General features: G+C 59.2%; 15 protein-coding genes. 8 read left to right on the plus strand and 7 right to left on the minus strand.

Annotated features, from left to right (window positions below):
- Nucleotides 1–25 precede the first annotated feature (25 nt).
- Nucleotides 26–1,432: a DEAD/DEAH box helicase gene (locus tag I6L41_RS05755; protein ID WP_216962623.1), complete on the plus strand. Its 1,407-nt coding sequence runs from the start codon at nt 26–28 to the stop codon at nt 1,430–1,432.
- 113 nt (nt 1,433–1,545) lie between these two features.
- On the opposite strand, the gene I6L41_RS05760 is transcribed toward I6L41_RS05755, so the two are convergent.
- The 5 genes from I6L41_RS05760 to cra form a co-directional block, all read right to left on the minus strand.
- Nucleotides 1,546–1,932: an MAPEG family protein gene (locus I6L41_RS05760; RefSeq protein ID WP_216962626.1), complete on the minus strand. Its 387-nt coding sequence runs from the start codon at nt 1,930–1,932 to the stop codon at nt 1,546–1,548.
- 193 nt (nt 1,933–2,125) lie between these two features.
- On the minus strand, nt 2,126–2,683 hold the full coding sequence (locus tag I6L41_RS05765; RefSeq protein ID WP_041207857.1) for a hypothetical protein: 558 nt from the start codon (nt 2,681–2,683) through the stop codon (nt 2,126–2,128).
- Nucleotides 2,684–2,827: 144 nt separating this feature from the next.
- On the minus strand, nt 2,828–3,493 hold the full coding sequence (locus I6L41_RS05770) for a hypothetical protein (RefSeq protein ID WP_216962629.1): 666 nt from the start codon (nt 3,491–3,493) through the stop codon (nt 2,828–2,830).
- A 154-nt stretch (nt 3,494–3,647) separates the two neighbouring features.
- On the minus strand, nt 3,648–4,841 hold the full coding sequence (locus I6L41_RS05775; protein WP_216962632.1) for an aromatic amino acid transport family protein: 1,194 nt from the start codon (nt 4,839–4,841) through the stop codon (nt 3,648–3,650).
- 558 nt (nt 4,842–5,399) lie between these two features.
- Nucleotides 5,400–6,386 carry a catabolite repressor/activator gene (gene cra / locus I6L41_RS05780; protein WP_216962634.1) on the minus strand — a complete coding sequence of 329 codons (987 nt, stop codon included), beginning with the start codon at nt 6,384–6,386 and terminating at the stop codon, nt 5,400–5,402.
- A 296-nt stretch (nt 6,387–6,682) separates the two neighbouring features.
- On the opposite strand from cra, the gene fruB reads away from it, so the two are divergent.
- From fruB to fruA, 3 genes are read left to right on the plus strand one after another with little or no spacing between them, the layout of a single operon-like run.
- A complete protein-coding gene (gene fruB, locus I6L41_RS05785) occupies nt 6,683–7,783 on the plus strand; it encodes a fused PTS fructose transporter subunit IIA/HPr protein (protein WP_216962636.1) in 1,101 nt (366 codons plus the stop codon).
- A complete protein-coding gene (pfkB, locus tag I6L41_RS05790) occupies nt 7,783–8,772 on the plus strand; it encodes a 1-phosphofructokinase (RefSeq protein ID WP_216950765.1) in 990 nt (329 codons plus the stop codon). The genes fruB and pfkB overlap by 1 nt, the downstream gene beginning before the upstream one ends.
- Entirely contained in the window at nt 8,769–10,493 is a 1,725-nt protein-coding gene (gene fruA / locus I6L41_RS05795) for a PTS fructose transporter subunit IIBC (protein ID WP_216962639.1), read from the plus strand. The genes pfkB and fruA overlap by 4 nt, the downstream gene beginning before the upstream one ends.
- Before the next feature lie 743 nt (nt 10,494–11,236).
- On the opposite strand, the gene rne is transcribed toward fruA, so the two are convergent.
- Complete coding sequence (gene rne / locus I6L41_RS05800) at nt 11,237–14,320, minus strand: ribonuclease E (protein WP_216962641.1); 3,084 nt, start codon at nt 14,318–14,320, stop codon at nt 11,237–11,239.
- Nucleotides 14,321–14,733: 413 nt separating this feature from the next.
- Between rne and rluC the strand changes: the two genes are divergently transcribed.
- Together rluC and I6L41_RS05810 are read left to right on the plus strand one after the other, a co-directional pair.
- Nucleotides 14,734–15,678: a 23S rRNA pseudouridine(955/2504/2580) synthase RluC gene (rluC, locus tag I6L41_RS05805; protein WP_005351815.1), complete on the plus strand. Its 945-nt coding sequence runs from the start codon at nt 14,734–14,736 to the stop codon at nt 15,676–15,678.
- Nucleotides 15,678–16,340 (plus strand): HAD family hydrolase, encoded by a 663-nt coding sequence (locus I6L41_RS05810; protein ID WP_216962643.1) that lies wholly within the window; start codon nt 15,678–15,680, stop codon nt 16,338–16,340. Before rluC ends, I6L41_RS05810 begins: the two co-directional genes overlap by 1 nt.
- 105 nt (nt 16,341–16,445) lie before the next feature.
- On the opposite strand, the gene I6L41_RS05815 is transcribed toward I6L41_RS05810, so the two are convergent.
- Complete coding sequence (locus I6L41_RS05815; RefSeq protein ID WP_216962646.1) at nt 16,446–17,027, minus strand: nucleoside triphosphate pyrophosphatase; 582 nt, start codon at nt 17,025–17,027, stop codon at nt 16,446–16,448.
- Nucleotides 17,028–17,145: 118 nt separating this feature from the next.
- On the opposite strand from I6L41_RS05815, the gene yceD reads away from it, so the two are divergent.
- On the plus strand, nt 17,146–17,667 hold the full coding sequence (gene yceD / locus I6L41_RS05820; protein ID WP_005345553.1) for a 23S rRNA accumulation protein YceD: 522 nt from the start codon (nt 17,146–17,148) through the stop codon (nt 17,665–17,667).
- A 19-nt stretch (nt 17,668–17,686) separates the two neighbouring features.
- Nucleotides 17,687–17,854: a 50S ribosomal protein L32 gene (gene rpmF, locus I6L41_RS05825; RefSeq protein ID WP_005300935.1), complete on the plus strand. Its 168-nt coding sequence runs from the start codon at nt 17,687–17,689 to the stop codon at nt 17,852–17,854.
- The last annotated feature ends 5 nt before the right edge of the window (nt 17,855–17,859 follow it).

Here is a 17,859-nt window from a genome sequence, read left to right on the forward strand (position 1 = left end):
GCGCCCCTATCTCTAGCAGGTAATTATGAGTTTTACTTCCCTCGGTCTGGCCGAACCCTTGTTGCGTGCCGTTGCCGAACAAGGCTACGACACCCCGTCTCCCATTCAGCAGCAAGCGATCCCCGCCGTTCTGGCTGGCCGCGATCTGATGGCGGCGGCCCAAACAGGGACCGGCAAGACCGCAGGCTTTACCCTGCCGATGCTGCAACGTCTGATGGAGAGCAAGCGCAAGGTTTCTCCGAACCGCATTCGTGCGCTGGTGCTGACCCCGACTCGCGAGCTGGCCGCCCAGGTGGGCGAGAGCGTGCGTAACTACGGCAAACACCTGCCGATGCGCAGCCACGTCGTGTTCGGCGGCGTCAGCATCAATCCGCAGATGATGGCGACTCGCCGTGGTCTGGACGTGCTGGTGGCCTGTCCCGGCCGCCTGATGGATCTTTACAACCAGAACGCCGTCAAGTTCGACGAGGTGGAGATCCTGGTACTGGACGAAGCGGATCGCATGCTCGACATGGGCTTTATCCGCGACATCCGCCGCATCCTGGCCCTGATGCCGAAGAAGCGCCAGAACCTGCTCTTCTCCGCCACCTTCGCCGACGAGATCCGCGAACTGGCCACTGGTCTGCTGGATAACCCGGCTGTCATTGAAGTTGCCCCGCGCAACAGCACCGCCGAGCGTATCGAGCAGCTGGTGCACCCGTGCGACAAGGCCAACAAGATTGCCCTGCTGAGCCACCTGATCTCCAGCAACAACTGGCAGCAGGTGCTGGTCTTTACCCGTACCAAGCACATCGCCAACCGGGTTGCCGAGAAGCTTGAAAAAGACGGCATCAGTGCTGCCGCCATTCACGGCAACAAGAGCCAGGGCGCCCGTACCCGCGCGCTGGCCGGTTTCAAGGATGGTAGTGTGCGCGTGATGGTGGCGACCGACATCGCGGCCCGTGGCCTCGATATCGACAAGCTGCCGCAGGTAGTGAACTTCGAACTGCCGAACGTGGCGGAAGATTACGTGCACCGTATCGGTCGTACCGGTCGTGCCGGCGCGGCCGGTCACGCCATCTCCCTGGTTGCGGCCGATGAAGGCAAACTGATCAAAGCCATCGAGCGTCTGACCAAGCAGAACATCCCCTGCGAGCAGGTGGCTGGTTTTGAAGCCTCCCGCGAGACCCTCGACAACATCGCCCGTGGTATCGGCGCGCCGCTGCGCAAAGAGCCGCGCGATCCGAGTGAGCAGCGCCGTGCGCCGCGTCAGCAAGGTCAAGGCCAGCGTCAAGGCGCCGGTCGCTCCGGCAATGGCGCCGGTGCTAACGGTGGTGGCAATCGCACTGGCAACGGTGGCAAGCCCAAGCCGCAAGGTGGTCAGCGTCCGGCTGATGGCGCCGCCAAGCCGGCTCAGGCCCGTCGTCCCCGTCGCGCCAGCCACAACCAGTAAGGGCAAGGAGAGTCACTCTCCCGCTCTGAACGGTTAAACGAAAAGCCCTGCCATATCGGCAGGGCTTTTCTATTTCTGTTTCGGCGGCTCCGCGTTTGGCTGACCTGCTCTGGTCAGGAGAGCAGGGCGGTGAGCAGGAGACAGGCCGCGCTCACCAGGATCACCGTGAAGTTCAGCCCCATTCCCACCACCCGATAGCGGAAATTCTCCGGTGTGCGACTCATGCCAAAGGCGTGACAGAGGCGACCAAGCAGCAAGGCACTCCCCAGCAGATGAACCAGCCAAGAGGCATGGCTGCCGGTTTCGACGAAATAGATGAGCAGCAGGGCGAGGGGGACATACTCGGCAAAGTTGGCGTGCACCCGCATGGCCCGCAGCATGGCGGGATCATCGCCATGGCCGAGCGCTACTTTCTGGCGGTGACGGGTGCGAATGGTGCGCACGCTGAGCAGGACAAAGAGCAGGGCAAGCAGGGCCGCATAGATGGGCAGTATGGTCATGGCATAGGGCTCCCGAAGTGATGGATGAGCATGGATCTGTTGTGCGCTCAATGGCTTGCCCTTGAGGGTAGCAGTAAAGAGGGCTCGGCCATGGCGTCCTGATCGCCCTTGCCGGATAAAAAAAGCCCCGCCGGTCTGGCAGGGCTTGTTGTCTGGTTTTAGGTGGCGAGCTCTGTCAGCTGCGCTGTGCCAGTCAGGCGCCGTAGGGGAGAGAGGAGTGATGCAGCACGATGCGCACCTTGCCATCATCTCCCTTCTTGAAACCCCAGCTTTTGTCGACCGTGGTCTCCTTGTTGTCGCGATCCACCAGATGCACCTTGCCCATGGTCAGCGCCATGTTGCCATTGATATAGACGGCGGCATTGTCATAGCGGTAGCTCTGCCAGTTTTTCAGGGCAAAGCCGCTGTCGGCCGGATAGGCGCTGTTGTTGCCGACAAAATAGGCCAGCGCCCCCTCACGGGTGGTGCGAAAGGTCTGCTCGCCACCGGCGAGGGTGGGTTTGAACAGCACCGGCCCCTGCTGGTAACCATAAGCGCTGTCGAGTACCGCCTCGGCGGTGGCTTTGGCGCGCTCAATGCCGCCGGCCCGATAGTCATCGCTGATCTTGATGAGCGCCGCGCCCCAGGCATCCTGCGCCGCCTTGATGTCGGCCTCGGTGATATTGTTGTTGGTGATTTCGGCCGCGCTGAGGGCGCCGCTGGCAGCAAGCAGAACAAGGGCAAGGGAACTCTTCGTGAGATGCAACATCATTGTTTTCAAACTCCTGAAAGCGATAAACGAGGGGGCAGTGTAGCGAGCGGGCATGAACGGGTTTTGAACTGTCCGTTCAGGTTTTGCTGGCAAAAAAGATTGTATAAAACACGGTTCTTGGCGGTTTGTTCGGTGGTGCCCTGATCAGCGGACGGGGGTCAGCAGAGCCGAGAAGTAGCGCTCCTGCATCTGCTGCCAGCGGCCGCTCGCTATCAGCTGCTGCTGGGATTGGACAAGGGCGGCGATATCGGCCTGGCGGCTCTTGTTGAGGTAGAGATAGACCTCGATATCGGAGACCAGTTTCCATGGTGCGGCAAGGGGGGATTGATTGGTGGGCAGCAGCCGGATCACCCAGTCGGTTCTGCCGCGTTGGAGCAGGGCGAGACCCTGCTTCTCATCGTTGAACCAGACGATGCGCCGACTGTCGAGATAGCGGCTGCACCACTGAATGCCGCGCAGGCAGCCAACCCGCTCCTGACTGGCGGGGGGCCAGCTGGCGTCCTGCTTGCTCTGGGCATAGATGGTCACTTCGCCAATCGCCGTGCCGACCGGGATCATATGCGGATGGGTCTGCTCAAAGCCCTTGATCCGGGCGATATCGCTAGCGATGGTGCTATCGGAATCAAGCAGCTTTTTGCAGCGGGCGCTGGTACAGGGGATAAAGGTAAAATCGACCCTGGCCTTGCCAAACCACTCCTCATAGAAGGGGCGCAGCAGGGGGATATATTCCACGGGCGCCGCCAGCGTCAGGGGCGCGCCCTGGGCAATCGAGTTCAGGCAAAACAGCAGCCACCAGCCAGCCCACTTCATACCTTGCTCCCCACTCCATTGCATATGGAAAAAGCGTAGCTGAAACGTCCTTTATCCCTCTTGTGCGAGGAGGGAATGGGCAGAATCATGGCAGCGTTGATAGCACAAAGCCCCGCCAAGTTAATTGGCGGGGCTTTGCTTTCAGTATCGGGGATTACAGCGCGGGCAGCAGTCCCATGCTGACGCTGATCTGGACGCCGACAATCAGCACCCCCATGGCGGCGGCCACTCCCAGCGCCACTACGCCACCCGGAGCGCGATAGTGGTGGGCAGGCGCCTGTTTGCGGCTCTGCCATACCAGCGTCACCGGCAGCAGTACCGCGAGGATCGCCAGCGCAATGGCAGCGTATCCGAGGGCCATGATAAAGCCCTGCGGGAAGTAGAGGGCAAACAGCAATGGCGGCACAAAGGTGATGAGGCCGGTCTGGGTGCGGCCCTGCCAGTTGTCCTTGCGGCGGGTCACCTTGGCCATAAAGTCGAACAGCCCCAGAGTCACCCCGAGGAAGGATGTGGCGAGTGCCAGATCGGCAAACAGGTGCATCGCCTGATTAAACGCAGGCCAGCTCACCAGCTTGCCGACGTTGGCCAGCAGGCTGTCCAGCGCGCCGCCTGTTTGCAGCAGGGCTTGCTGGCCGAGCAGACCGAGGATCGCCACCTGCCACAGCACGTAGAGGATCAGCGGCAGGGCTGAGCCCCAGACAAAGACCCGGCGCAACTGCTTGGGGCAGTCACCAAGGTAGAGCATCACACTCGGAATGGAGCCGTGAAAGCCGAACGAGGTGAAGATGACCGGCAGGCCCGCCAGCAACAGGCCCTGACCCAGCGGCATCGAGAGCAGATGCTGCCCTTCGGTGCGTGGTAGCAGCAACGCCAGCACCACCACCATGATCACCAGTTTGACGGTGAACATCAGCCGGTTGAGGTAATCCACCGAGCGGGTACCGACACAGACCATGCCGCCAAACAGCAGGGTAAAGGCCCAGGCGGCCTGCTCCTGGCTCAGGGTCATGCCTGCATCGGCCAGCGCTTGTGCCAGCAGGCTGCTGCCACCGCTGATGTAGGCGGAGGCCAGCGAGTAGAACAGCATCAGGATACAGAAGGAGGCGATGCGCTTGCCCCAGGGGCCGAGCAGATGGTCCGCCAGCTGGTGCAGGTACCATTTGCCGGTGTTGAGGCTTGCCTCTACTTGCAGCATGGCGGTGAAGGCCATCAGGGCCCAGAGGCCGACCATCAGCAGCAGGGTGGCGGGGCCGCCGAGGGAGGAGGAGGCCAGCGGCAGGGCCAGCATGCCGGCACCTATGGTGGTGCCGGCAATCAACAGGGTACAACCCAGGGTTTTGGTATTCATGTTATCCATCCGAACGTAGCGGTGTCAGTGCAAACAGGCGATGTCAGCAGTGACGTCAACAAGAGGGGGCCGATTGGCGTTATCAGAAGGTGCCTCCGGGGATAGGGCCGGAGGCTAGCAATATCGGAACGGGAACATCTGTACCTAAAACCTGTCACTTGTAAAATATGGTTGCCACATTAGCGGATCAAAATAGCGGAAACAACCCCTTTTATACGGATCTTGTGCTGGCTTGTGGCAATAAGTGGAAATAAATGATGACGGTGGTAGCTAATTGCAGAAAAAATCACCGAAAAATGGCTGGCAGGGGCTCATTGATACAGGTCAGCCAAGTGGTTGCTGCACGGATGGGGGAGTGCCTTGTCGTGGCGTTGGCGTTTAGTTGTGGGGTGAAAGGAGTGTGGAGGCCAGTTGTTTAGTCGGCCAGACGGTAGAGAAAGCAAAGCGGGCGGGTAGGGTTGTGGGGGAAAACAATAAGGCTGCCGATGCTGGCAGCCTTATTGTCATCTGCTTTCTTTACCCACCCATTGACAGCAAATCGGGTCTGCTTCGAGCAGGTTAGCGACGGCGCTTGAGGGTGCGGCTTACATAGTGCAGCCCGCTCTGGTATTCGCCGTTCACCGCCTTGAGCGCTAGCTCCAGCGCCTGCTTGGCCAGCGCGTCGTGCTGCTGGGGCAGGGAGTTGATGCCAAAGGGGAGGAAGTCGAGCAGCCGATCGTCCCCGAAGGTGGCCATGGCAAGCTGGCTCATGTCGATTTCTTGCTCCAACAGGTAGTCCAGCACCCCCTCCATCAGGATATAGGAGGTGGTGATCAGCGCTTCGGGCAACTGGCCCAGCTGCTGGTGCAGATCCTTGATCAGGCGATACCCCTCAAGACGGGAGAAGTGATCTCCCTCGCACAGGTGGCGAGCCGCGCTGTGACTGGCGACCGCCTGCTCGAAACCGGCTTTGCGCTCCTGACTGATCGTGAGTGCCGGCAGCGCGGTGATCAAGGCGATATGGCGCAGAGTCGGGGTGAGCAGGGAGCTGGTGAGATCAAAGCTCGCTTTCTCGTTTTCACTGGCGACGGTGACGAACTTGTCGGCGGCCATCGCCCGGTCGATGGCAAGGATTTGGCTGCCTTGCGCCTGCAATTTGCCGTAGAAGGGGTCGTCTGGCGGCAGGCAACTGGCCACCAACAGGGCATCCACATGGCGGCTCACCAGCATCTGGGCCAGCTCTTTTTCGGTGGCGGGCTCATCTTCCGAGCAGACGATAAGTAGCTGATAGCCCTGCGCCCGGGCCCCCTGTTCCAGCCGTTTGGCCAGTTTGGCGTAACTGGCGTTCTCAAGGTCTGGCAGGATAAAGCCCAGAGTCCTGGTCTGGCCGCCACGCAGGGAGGCGGCGCGGCTGTCCGGCTGGTAGTTATGGGCGGTGACCACTGCCATCACCTTGTCGCGGGTGGCCTGACTGATGCGGTATTGGTCGGCCTTGCCATTGATCACATAGCTTGCCGTGGTGCGCGAGACACCGGCGAGGGCGGCGATTTCATCCAGTTTCATCATATTGGCTCTGTTTGAGTTGCAAGGCCCACGGTCACTGCCGGGTGAGGGCACCGAAAAGTGTGCGCGGGATCATATCATTGAAAAGCACTCTTTGTGGGTACTTGATCAATTCGCTGAAACGATTCAGTCTGAGTGTAAGTGAAACGATTCAGCCTGTCAGCAACGAAGAGACCCAGTGGCCTGAAAATCGGGCCCCGATCACAGTGAACCGTGTTCGGGTCTATTGTCAGCTGGCGAGTTATCCGAATGTTCAATTGTGACGTACCGGCGCGGCCGGAACCTGATGGAGAGTCTCTATGTTGAAGTTGGCGCGAGAGCAGATCTTGCTGGGACAGTCGGTGGCAACCAAGTCGGACGCCATTGCCCTGCTGGCAGGCAAACTGACCGAAGCCGGTCTGGTGGAAGCGGGCTATGTCGATGGCATGCTGGCCCGCGAGGCGCAGCATGCCACCTATCTTGGCAGCGGCATCGCCATTCCCCACGGCACCACTGATACCCGTCATCTGGTGAAGAGCACCGGCGTCATGGTGGCCCAGTTCCCCAATGGTATCGAGTGGGATGAGGGGCAGATCGCCTATGTCGCCATCGGCATCGCCGCCAAGTCCGACGAACATCTGGGCATTTTGCGCCAGCTCACCCATGTGCTGGGTGACGAGCAGGCGGCTGCTCAGCTCAAAGAGGCCACCGATGCCGACACTATCATCAACATCCTGACTGGCGCCACTGCCGCCAAAGAGCTGCAATACCTGACCTTGGCTGACTTCCCGGCCGATGATCGCGACCAACTGCTGCTGGGAGCAGCCGCTCGCGCCAAGTCTGCGGGCTGGGGCGATGCCGCCATGGTGAGCGCCCTTCTGGCAAGCGAACCGGCCTATCTAGGCGAGGGCGTCTGGCTCGCCCGGGTGCAAGCGGTCCAGACCGGTTGGGTGCTGGCCACCCCGAGTAGCGCCCTCACGGCAGGGGAGCTGCCGGTCAGTGCCATGCTGCTGCTGTGTGCCACAGATAGCGGCCATCTGCCGCAACTGGAGAATCTGGCCAAACTGGCGGCTGCCGGCCAACTCGCTACGCTGGCGGGCAGCGAGGGGCTGGCCATGCTGCAAGCTGGCCCCGCGAGCGGTCTTTCCGAAACCTTCACCATCATCAACCCCCACGGCCTGCATGCCCGTCCCGGCGCCATGCTGGTCAAGGTGGCCAAAGAGTTTGCATCCGACATCCGGGTTGCCAATCTGGATGGCAGCGGCGAGGCAGTCTCCGCCAAGAGCCTGATGAAGGTGATCGGCCTTGGGGTCAAGTGCGGTCATCGTCTGGCATTTCGCGCCGAAGGGGCGGATGCCGAAGCGGCTCTCAAGGGGATCGGTGAGGCCATCGCCGCTGGTCTGGGCGAAGGGGCGCATTGATGAAGATTGTCACTATTACCCTCAACCCCGCCCTTGATCTCACCACCCGTCTCGAGGCGATGAGCCTTGGCGAGGTCAATCTGGTGAGCGAGGCCAACCTGCGTGCCGCAGGCAAGGGGATCAACGTCGCCATGGTGCTCAAGGACTTGGGCCGTGAGGTGGGCGTCACCGGTTGGCTGGGCGCTGACAATGAACAGAGTTTTGTCTCCCTGTTTGCAGAGCGTGCGCTTGATGATCACTTTGTCCGTGTCATGGGCAGCACCCGCATCAACGTCAAGATTTCCGAGCAGTCTGGTCGGGTCACCGATCTCAACCTGCCGGGGCTCACCATCGAGCAAGGGGAGGTGAGCGCGCTGGAGCAGGCCATCGACCAATTGGCTGCGCATGCAGAGTGGTTCGTACTGGCGGGCAGCCTGCCCAAAGGGGTGGCCCCCGATTACTGCGCCCATCTGATCCGCCTGCTCAAGGCCAAGGGTAAGCAGGTGATCTTCGATTGCAGCGGCGCGGCCTTAAGCGAAGGGATCAAGGCGGCGCCGACCCTGGTCAAACCCAATCTGGAGGAGCTGAGCCAGTGGGCGGGCCGCCCCATCAAGACCCTGAGCGAGCAGGCCGAGTGTGCCCGCGCGCTTCAAGCAAGCGGGATCCCCAACGTGGTGATCTCCAACGGCGCCGATGGCCTTATCTGGTTTGCCCCGGATGCCGTCTGGCAGGCCATTCCACCGCGGATGCAGGTGGTCAGCACGGTTGGTGCTGGCGACTCCCTAGTGGCCGGTCTCGCCCATGGTCTGAGCCTTGGCTGGGCGCCGGAACAGACCCTGCGGCTGGCCACCGCCGTCTCGGCCTTGGCGGTCAGTCAGGTGGCGGTCGGCTTTGACGATATCGATGTGCTCAACCCCTTGCTTGAACAGGTGCGCGTACAGCCTCTGGATGAGCTGGCACCGGTTCAATGCAATACCCCCTCAATGGAAAACTCAGGAGATGCCCAATGAAAGCAATCTTGGTTACGGCTTGCCCTGCGGGCATTGCCACCAGCTTTCTCGCTGCAAAACGGATAGAACAGCAGGCCAAACTGGCTGGCTGGGAACTCACCCTCGACGTCGGCTCCAGCATGCAGCCCCGCCAAGTACCGAGCAAGGAGCAGATTGCCGCCGCCGATCTGGTGCTGGTTGTCGCCAGTGCCCCGGTGGATCTCGCCGCCTATGATGGCAAGCGAGTCTATCAGGGGAGCATGGATCTCGCCCTGCAGGATCCGGCCGCCTTGCTGGAAGCCGCAACCAGCGGCGCCAGCCTCTATCGCCATCAAGCCGCGCCTGCTGCCGCCAAATCGACCGCCGCTGGCAAGCGTATCGTGGCGGTGACCGCCTGTCCGACCGGGGTGGCCCACACCTTTATGTCGGCAGAAGCGCTGGAGACCATGGCCAAACAGCTGGGTTATCAGATCCGCGTCGAGACCCAAGGCTCGGTCGGTGCCCAGAACGCTCTGACCGCCGAGGAGATTGCGGCTGCCGATCTGGTGTTCCTCGCCACCGATATCGAGGTGGACATGGCCCGTTTTGACGGTAAGCCGGTCTATCGTACCAGCACGGGCGCGGCGCTCAAGAAAACCCGCGCCGAGCTCGACAAGGCGTGGAACGAGGCGACACTCTATCGCCACAGTGGTGCCAGCCAGCCCAAGAAAGAGGAAAAAGCCGGCCCCTACAAGCACCTGTTGACCGGCGTCTCCTTCATGCTGCCCATGGTGGTGGCGGGCGGCCTTATCATCGCGCTCTCGTTCGTATTCGGTATCGAAGCGTTCAAGGTGGAGGGCACTCTGGCCGCCGCGCTGATGAAGATCGGTGGTGGCTCAGCCTTCGCCCTGATGATCCCGGTGCTGGCCGGTTACATTGCCTACTCCATCGCTGACCGCCCGGGTCTCGCTCCCGGCATGATCGGCGGTATGCTGGCAAGCTCGCTGGGCGCCGGTTTCCTCGGCGGTATCGTGGCCGGTTTCCTGGCCGGTTACAGCGCCAAATACCTGAGCGACAAGGTGCGCCTGCCGACCACTCTGGAAGCGCTCAAGCCCATCCTGATCATTCCGCTCTTTGCCAGCCTCTTTACCGGTCTGGTGATGATCTATGTGGTGGGTGGCCCGGTGGCCGGCATCATGAATGCCATGACCGAGTTCCTCAACAACATGGGCTCTGCCAACGCCGTGCTGCTGGGTGTCATCATCGGGGCCATGATGTGCTTTGACATGGGCGGCCCGGTCAACAAGGCGGCCTACGCCTTCGGGGTCGGCCTGCTTGCCTCCAAAACCTACGCCCCGATGGCCGCCGTGATGGCCGCCGGTATGGTGCCGGCACTGGGCATGGGTATTGCCACCTTCCTGGCGCGCACCAAGTTCATTAAGGCGGAGCAGGAAGCGGGTAAAGCCTCCTTCGTACTGGGACTGTGCTTTATCTCCGAGGGGGCCATCCCGTTTGCCGCCAAGGATCCGATGCGGGTCATCCCGGCCTGCATGGTCGGCGGTGCCCTGACAGGTGCGCTCTCCATGCTGTTCGGCTGCGAGCTGATGGCACCCCACGGCGGTCTGTTTGTGCTCTTTATCCCGCACGCCATCAGCAACGTTATGATGTATATCGTGGCCATTGCCGCAGGCTCGCTGTTGACCGGTGTCTCCTACGCCATGCTCAAACGCGGCGAAGAGCAGGCCAAGCTGGCAACAGCCTGACAGTTAGTTCTCAATAACAGAAGATGTTCAATGCCGCCCGGTTGCAAAGCCGGGCGGCATTTTTATATGCCTTTAAACAGAATCGTTGAGCAGCGGTTACTGAGGTCTCGCGTATTGGGGCCTGCGTCTTGCTCAGTTTCAACACTTAATTGTGTGGGGAAGGGCCGTAACCAATATCTCATGCATTGATTGTGTTGCCGCTAGGATAGGGGGAAACTGGCGAGCTTTCGGGAAGCAAATCTGTATCAGCGACAGTTACCTATATGTAAATCTGTGTAGATGCAACCTGAGTTGATCATCAGTTGAACAAGACCTGAGGCAGGTTTGCTATATGACAAACCTCCTCAATTCTGCGAAAGGGGGATTCAGGTTTCGGTACAACCGAATGCCCTGGTTGGCAAGTATGCATTGAACCAGAGGGTTCCATATCAAATGGATCTTGAACCCTACACCAGCCCATTGTAGATCGTCATATATACAGTTTTTGTATGCCAACAAACAAGATGTTAAACAGACAAAATCAGTCGGCCTCATGCTGAACATAAGCGCTGAAAAACTGACATTCTCTGTTACGTGAAAAAGTAAACATGAGTTAACGCAGTGTTCAATGATAGAGAGATAACAGACAAAGCGGCTTTGCAGAACATGGGTATTAATGTGTCTGTGAGTGCACAGGGGAAAAGAGAAATAAAAAAGCCACACCGGTTGGTGTGGCTTTTGTTTAGGGGATCAACCCGGGTTGCTTAGGGGCGACCGGCCGGGCAGGTGGCCACGTTGACGGCGGCAGTGCTACCACCATGACGACCTGATGTGCTCACTTCGTTGCGTACCAGCGGCGGGTAGTTAACCGGCTCACGAACAGGCAGGGCAGGGGCTTCGGCAGGGGTTGCCATCGGGGCGGATGCTTTGCGGGCACGAGCCAGCAGGCCAGCACCGTGAGCTACCTGTTTGGTCACGACCGGAGTCTCTTCCACCACAACCGTAGCGACAGGTGCCGGGGCAGCAACTGGCATTTCGACTGCAGCCGGTACAGCTTCCACGACAGGAGTGCTGACAGCAGGGGTTTCTTCAACAACCGGAGCAGTTTCAACGACTTCAGTGGCAGCCATGTCGGCAACCGGAGCGGCGACAACGGCAACTTCCGGCTCTGCTGGCACCACGACCTCAGCGACAGCGTCAACAACCGGGCTAGCGATCACATCGGCTTGAGTTGCTTCGACCTGGGCAGCAGCCTGCTCGGCAGCTTCTTCAGCAACGGCTTCGACAACCACATGCTCGGTCAGTGCCGCAGAGGCTTGCAGGGCAGCAGCGACGGCTTCAGCGCTCGGGATGGTAACAACAGGCACTACCGGCTCTTCAACCTGCGCTTTGGCAATATCTGCCTGGGCTGCGGTGGTCAGAGTGGTGGTATCTTGCTGTTCTTCGTCACGCTGGCTGCGGGCATCTTCGTTGATGCGCTTGCGGCGCTGACCTTCGATACGCTGGCTGCGCGGAGTGCGGCGTGAACGGCGCTGGCCTTCACTCTGCTCTTCCTGCTCGTTACCCACGGTGGCATCGATCACTTCAGCTTGCGCTGCTACTTCGTCAACCGGCAGGGCAGAGGTGTCAGCAGCGGCGACATCGACACGGATCTGCTTGCGCAGTTGACGACGTTCGCGGCGCTCGGCCACTTTCTGCTCTTTTTCCTGACGTGGCTGGGCGGCAGCTGCATCGACGGTATCTACTGCGTCAACAACGACTTCGGCACGCGGCTCACGGGGAGCACGAGGTTCACGGGCTGGACGTGGCGCACGTTCCTGACGCGGTTCGCGAGGCTCTCGCTCCTGACGGGGTTCACGTTCCATGCGCTGTTCGCTGCGCACTTCGCCACGAGCTTCACGCTCCTGACGAGGCTCGCGCTCTTTACGTGGACGGCGATTGCGGTTTTCACCAGCTTCGCGGTTACCACCTTCACGCTTCTCGCCAGCTTCCGCATTGTTACGGTTGCCACGATTGTCGTCACGACGAGGACGCTGACCACGGCCACGGCCTTCTTCGCGCTGGTGACGTTGACCTTCATCCTTGCGAGCTTCACGAGCTGCAGGTTTCTCGGTGGGTGCTTTCACGTCGGCAGGGGCTGCATCGCTGCTAAACAGGCCGGTAATGCCTTTGATCAGCTTGCTGAAGAAGCCGGCTTCGGCAGGGGCCGCAGCAACGGGTGCCGCCGCTTGTTGCGGTGCAACAGGGGCCGGTTGTGCCGGTTGGGCAAAGCCTTGCAGCAGCGGTTGCTCACGCTCGATCACCTGAGCTTGCTTCGGTTGGTAGACAGGCTTGGCAATCTCGGTTTTCAGCTCGTAGCTGGCCGCTTCCGGGATCTCGTTCTGACGAATACGAGTCACTTCGTAGTGCGGGGTTTCCAGATGCTGGTTCGGAATGATGTAAACACGCACATCATTGCGCTGTTCCAGACTGGCGATGGCGGCGCGCTTCTCGTTAAGCAGATAGGCGGCAACATCCACCGGCACCTGAGCATGCACCTGCTCGGTGTTGTCCTTCATCGCCTCTTCTTCGATGAGACGCAGGATGGACAGGGCGAGGGATTCGTTGTCACGGATCACGCCTTGACCCTGGCAACGGGGGCAGATATGGCTGCTGGACTCGTTGAGGGAGGGGCGCAGACGCTGACGAGACATCTCCAGCAGACCGAAACGGGAGATCCGGCCCAGCTGGATGCGGGCACGATCCTGATGCACCGCTTCACGCAGACGGTTTTCTACTTCGCGCTGATGGCGAACCGGGGTCATGTCGATGAAGTCGATTACGATCAGGCCACCCAGATCGCGTAGACGCAATTGACGGGCAATTTCGTCGGCCGCTTCCAGGTTGGTTTGCAGCGCCGTCTCTTCGATATCGCCGCCCTTGGTGGCGCGGGAGGAGTTGATATCGATGGAGGTCAGTGCTTCGGTCGGATCGATAACGATGCTGCCGCCGGAGGGGAGGCGCACTTCACGCTGGAAGGCTGATTCGATCTGGCTCTCAATCTGGAAGTGGTTGAACAGGGCAACTTCACCCTTGTACAGCTTCACACGGTTGAGGAAATCGGGACGTACCAGCTCGATATGGGCCTTGGCGCGTTCGAAAATCACCGGATTGTCGATCAGGATCTCGCCCACATCGCGACGCAGATAGTCACGGATGGCACGCACGATGACGTTGCTTTCCTGGTGGATCAGCACCGGCGCAGCGCGCTCCTGAGAGGCCTTGTGGATGGAGTCCCAGTGGTTGAGCAGAACGTTCAGGTCCCACTCCAGCTCTTCCGGAGACTTGCCCACACCTGCGGTACGTACGATCAGGCCCATGCCTTCCGGCACGGTCAATCCGCTCAGTGCTTCTTTCAGTTCAGTCCGCTCATCACCCTCGATACGGCGGGAGATACCACCGGCACGGGGGTTGTTGGGCATCAGTACCAGGTAGCTACCTGCCAGGCTGATAAAGGTGGTGAGGGCTGCACCCTTGGTGCCACGCTCTTCCTTGTCGATCTGGACGATAACTTCCTGACCTTCGCGGACCACTTCTTTGATGTTGGGACGACCCTGATAGGAGTAACCGGAGGGGAAGTAATTGCGGGCGATCTCCTTCAACGGCAGGAAACCGTGGCGCTCGGCGCCGTAGTCGACAAAAGCAGCTTCAAGGCTGGGTTCTACGCGGGTGATCTTACCCTTGTAAATGTTCGCTTTCTTCTGCTCGTGTCCCGGACTTTCAATATCCAAATCGTAGAGCTGTTGTCCGTCAACCAGCGCTACGCGCAACTCCTCTTCTTGAGTTGCGTTGATAAGCATTCTTTTCATTGAGTTCTCATTATTGTGTCATTTTGATTTCCTCCATCTGGGTCCTGCCAGCGCCGGCCTCGGGTCTTCAGCATACTGGGGCAACCTCCCGGTTGGGGTATGCATGAGGCGCAAACTAAGGGCGTTCTGGTCATCACTTCTCGAGAAGGAATGAATAAGGATGCCGAAATGGAGACAAATAAACGGTGATGTTTGTGTTCTCCATGCGTTGTACCTCGCACCCGGGAACCGTCATGTTCTTGTATACACGGTGTTTCGGGATTGGGTGGCATACTTTTTGGCCACTTAGTACAAGGCTTGAACACAATGACAAAACCTTGTTTATTATCCCATTTAAACCTCTTTTATAGCAAGGCGCCATTTTTCAACAAACCATGCAGCCAAGGGGCGCTGGCAGTGTTAAAATCCGCGCCATGACACAGATACAACAACAAGTGCAGCTGCTCACCATCGAAGCTGAGCATGACGGGCAGCGCATCGACAATTTTCTAAAGACTCAGCTAAAGGGCGTCCCCAAGAGCCTGATCTATCGCATCCTTCGTAAAGGCGAAGTGCGAGTAAACAAAAAGCGCATCAAACCGGAGTACAAACTCTGCGCAGGTGATGAGGTGCGGGTGCCCCCCGTGCGCGTTGCCGAGAAGAATGAGCTGCCTTCGGCAAACCTCGGGGTTATCCAGCGTCTGGAGAGCCAGATCCTGTTCGAAGACGATGCCATGATCGTGCTGAACAAGCCCTCCGGCATGGCCGTACACGGTGGCAGCGGCTTGAGTTTTGGCGTTATTGAGGGGCTGCGTGCACTGCGGCCGGAAGCCCGTTTCCTCGAATTGGTTCATCGACTGGATCGCGACACCTCTGGTGTATTGCTTGTTGCCAAAAAACGCAGCGCCCTGCGCAGCTTGCATGAGCAGTTGCGCGTTAAGACCATGCGCAAGCAGTATCTGGCGCTGGTGCGTGGCAAGTGGCAGGCTCACGTCAAGGTGGTCAATGCGCCGCTACGCAAGAACGATCTGCAATCCGGTGAACGGGTAGTGCGGGTCAGCGCCGATGGCAAGCCCTCCGAAACCCGGTTCCGCATCGTGCGTCAGTTTGCCGAAGCGACCCTGGTCGAGTGCAGCCCCATTACTGGCCGTACCCACCAGATCCGCGTGCATACCCTGCATGCCGGTCATCCGATCGCCTGTGACGATAAGTACGGTGAAGCGGCGTTTGACGAGAAAATGCGCAGCCAAGGGCTAAAACGGCTCTTTTTGCATGCCTGGAAGCTCAGCTTCACCCATCCGGCCGATGGTCGCGAGATGCAGGTAGAAGCGCCGCTGGCACCTGAACTCGACAACTTCCTCAACGGCTTGCCACGCTGATGCAGGATATCCGGCTCGCCATTTTCGATTGGGACGGCACCCTGATGGATTCGGTGGGCCGGATTGTTGCCTGTGTGCAAGGAGCTGCTAGAGATTGTGAGCTGGCGGTACCTGCACCAGCCCAGATCCGGCAGATCATCGGATTGAGCCTTGATGTCGCCATGCCCCGTCTGTTCCCTTTAAGTAGTGGCAGTGGCAGTGCCTTTGATGAGCGCCAGATTGCCGCACTCATCGATCGCTATCGTCATCACTATCTGCACGATGCGACCCCCAGCCCGTTGTTTTCCGGGGCAGGGGAGTTGCTGCATGATTGGCGGTCACGAGGGCTGCAACTGGCCGTCGCGACCGGCAAATCACGCCGTGGGCTGGATCGGGTATTGGATGAGACCGGACTGCGCCCGTTGTTTGTGACCAGCCGAGGGGCTGATGAGGCTCGCTCCAAGCCTGATCCGCTGATGCTTGAGCTGATCCTGGACGAGCTGGGGCTGTCACCCCGGCAGGCCGTCATGATCGGCGACTCTGTTCACGATATGGCAATGGCCGAGGCGATCGCCATGCCGCGTATTGGCGTTACTTGGGGTGTAGATAGTCGGGATGCCCTCAGTCGTCACGGGCCAGTGGCAGTGGTGGACTCCATGACGGCTCTTCGCACCTTGCTGTAGACGCTTCTCTTTCAGAGACATCAATAATCTGATTGATAAAAAGCCCGGCCAATTAACCGGGTTTTTTATATCTCTCATCTATCTAGGTTATCTATTCGCCCGCAATCAGGGCAGGGTGATGCCATGACGCTCAAGCAGTTCGATCAGGCCGATCAGCGGCAGACCGATCAAGGCGTTAGGATCGCGCCCCTCCAGCCCCTTGAACAGCACGATGCCCATACCTTCACATTTGAAGCTGCCAGCACAATCTAGTGGCAATTCTGCCTCTACATAGCGGCGAATGGCGGCTTCATCGAGGTTGCGAAAATGGACAGTGAAGGGTTCCACCAGTTGATGAGCCTCATTGGTTGCGGCATTCACTACGCACAGGCCTGTGTAGAAGGTGACACTGCGCCCCTGGGCCGCCATCAGCTGGGCGATGGCATTGTCGATGGTACCCGGTTTGCCGAGGATGTGACCATCGCATACACACACCTGATCAGAGCCGATAATCAAGCCGTGATCACGTTGCCCGGCGATGGCATCAGCCTTGGCATGGGCCAGCCTAGCCACCAGCGCCTCGGCAGATTCGCCAGCCACTGGTCGCTCATCCACATCGGGGGCGGCACATTCAAAGGGGAGGCCGAGCTTCTCCAGCAGGGCTTTGCGATAGCGAGAAGTTGAGGCGAGGATCAGATTCTGTGGCATAATCAGGTACCGATGAAAGCAGGTACCGGCATTCTAGGGACTTGTGACGTTAAAATCATCGGCGGTAAGGACTTTTTCCTTTGACTATCAGTTGTTGGACCTATATTATTCGCGCCCTATGCAAAAGGTGAAGTTGCCCGTTAAGGTTGATCCAGTCCGTAGTGCCTTGAAGCTGCTCGATTACATCGGGATAGTGGAAAAGTCGCAGATGCCCAGGCTGGAGGAATCAACCGCTGGCTTGCAGAGTGATATCGAGGTATCACTGCACTTTGGCAAAGATGTCCAGAAGTTGACCGTTATGAAAGGCACTGCCCATGCCAAGGTTGACCTGGTTTGCCAACGTTGCGGAGAGACATTCGAACACCTCTGTGAAGCTGAATTTATCTACACTCCGCTGTTCGAAAGAACAAACGAGGAAGAACTGCCGGAAGCTTATGAGCCCATTGAGTTGGACGAAAACGGCGAGATAGATCTTCATCAAATCCTGGAGGATGAACTCATCCTCTCGTTGCCTCAAGTCGCAATGCATTCTCTGGATGCATGCCCGAGAGGAAACATGGAGATGACTTGGGGTGAAATCGAACCTGCTGATGAGCGGCCGAATCCCTTTGCAGTTCTTGAAGAGCTTAAACGTAAGTGAATTTAGGAGTTAGCCTACAATGGCCGTACAACAGAACCGTAAAACCCGTGCCAAGCGTGGCATGCGTCGTTCCCACGATGCGCTGACCACCGCTGCCCTGACTGTTGATCAGACCAGTGGCGAAATTCATCGTCGTCACCACGTGACTGCCGATGGTTTCTACCGCGGTAAAAAGGTAATCGCTTAAGGATT

It is taken from the genome of Aeromonas sp. FDAARGOS 1411, from assembly GCF_019047125.1.
GTDB classification, from domain to species: Bacteria; Pseudomonadota; Gammaproteobacteria; order Enterobacterales; family Aeromonadaceae; genus Aeromonas; species Aeromonas veronii.

Excerpts from the sequence above, each read along its gene's own strand:
- I6L41_RS05755 (WP_216962623.1), top strand. The coding sequence starts at position 26 with ATGAGTTTTACTTCCCTCGGTCTGGCCGAACCCTTGTTGCGTGCCGTT.
- I6L41_RS05760 (WP_216962626.1), bottom strand. The coding sequence starts at position 1,932 with ATGACCATACTGCCCATCTATGCGGCCCTGCTTGCCCTGCTCTTTGTC.
- I6L41_RS05765 (WP_041207857.1), bottom strand. The coding sequence starts at position 2,683 with ATGATGTTGCATCTCACGAAGAGTTCCCTTGCCCTTGTTCTGCTTGCT.
- I6L41_RS05770 (WP_216962629.1), bottom strand. The coding sequence starts at position 3,493 with ATGAAGTGGGCTGGCTGGTGGCTGCTGTTTTGCCTGAACTCGATTGCC.
- I6L41_RS05775 (WP_216962632.1), bottom strand. The coding sequence starts at position 4,841 with ATGAATACCAAAACCCTGGGTTGTACCCTGTTGATTGCCGGCACCACC.
- cra (WP_216962634.1), bottom strand. The coding sequence starts at position 6,386 with ATGATGAAACTGGATGAAATCGCCGCCCTCGCCGGTGTCTCGCGCACC.
- fruB (WP_216962636.1), top strand. The coding sequence starts at position 6,683 with ATGTTGAAGTTGGCGCGAGAGCAGATCTTGCTGGGACAGTCGGTGGCA.
- pfkB (WP_216950765.1), top strand. The coding sequence starts at position 7,783 with ATGAAGATTGTCACTATTACCCTCAACCCCGCCCTTGATCTCACCACC.
- fruA (WP_216962639.1), top strand. The coding sequence starts at position 8,769 with ATGAAAGCAATCTTGGTTACGGCTTGCCCTGCGGGCATTGCCACCAGC.
- rne (WP_216962641.1), bottom strand. The coding sequence starts at position 14,320 with ATGAAAAGAATGCTTATCAACGCAACTCAAGAAGAGGAGTTGCGCGTA.
- rluC (WP_005351815.1), top strand. The coding sequence starts at position 14,734 with ATGACACAGATACAACAACAAGTGCAGCTGCTCACCATCGAAGCTGAG.
- I6L41_RS05810 (WP_216962643.1), top strand. The coding sequence starts at position 15,678 with ATGCAGGATATCCGGCTCGCCATTTTCGATTGGGACGGCACCCTGATG.
- I6L41_RS05815 (WP_216962646.1), bottom strand. The coding sequence starts at position 17,027 with ATGCCACAGAATCTGATCCTCGCCTCAACTTCTCGCTATCGCAAAGCC.
- yceD (WP_005345553.1), top strand. The coding sequence starts at position 17,146 with ATGCAAAAGGTGAAGTTGCCCGTTAAGGTTGATCCAGTCCGTAGTGCC.
- rpmF (WP_005300935.1), top strand. The coding sequence starts at position 17,687 with ATGGCCGTACAACAGAACCGTAAAACCCGTGCCAAGCGTGGCATGCGT.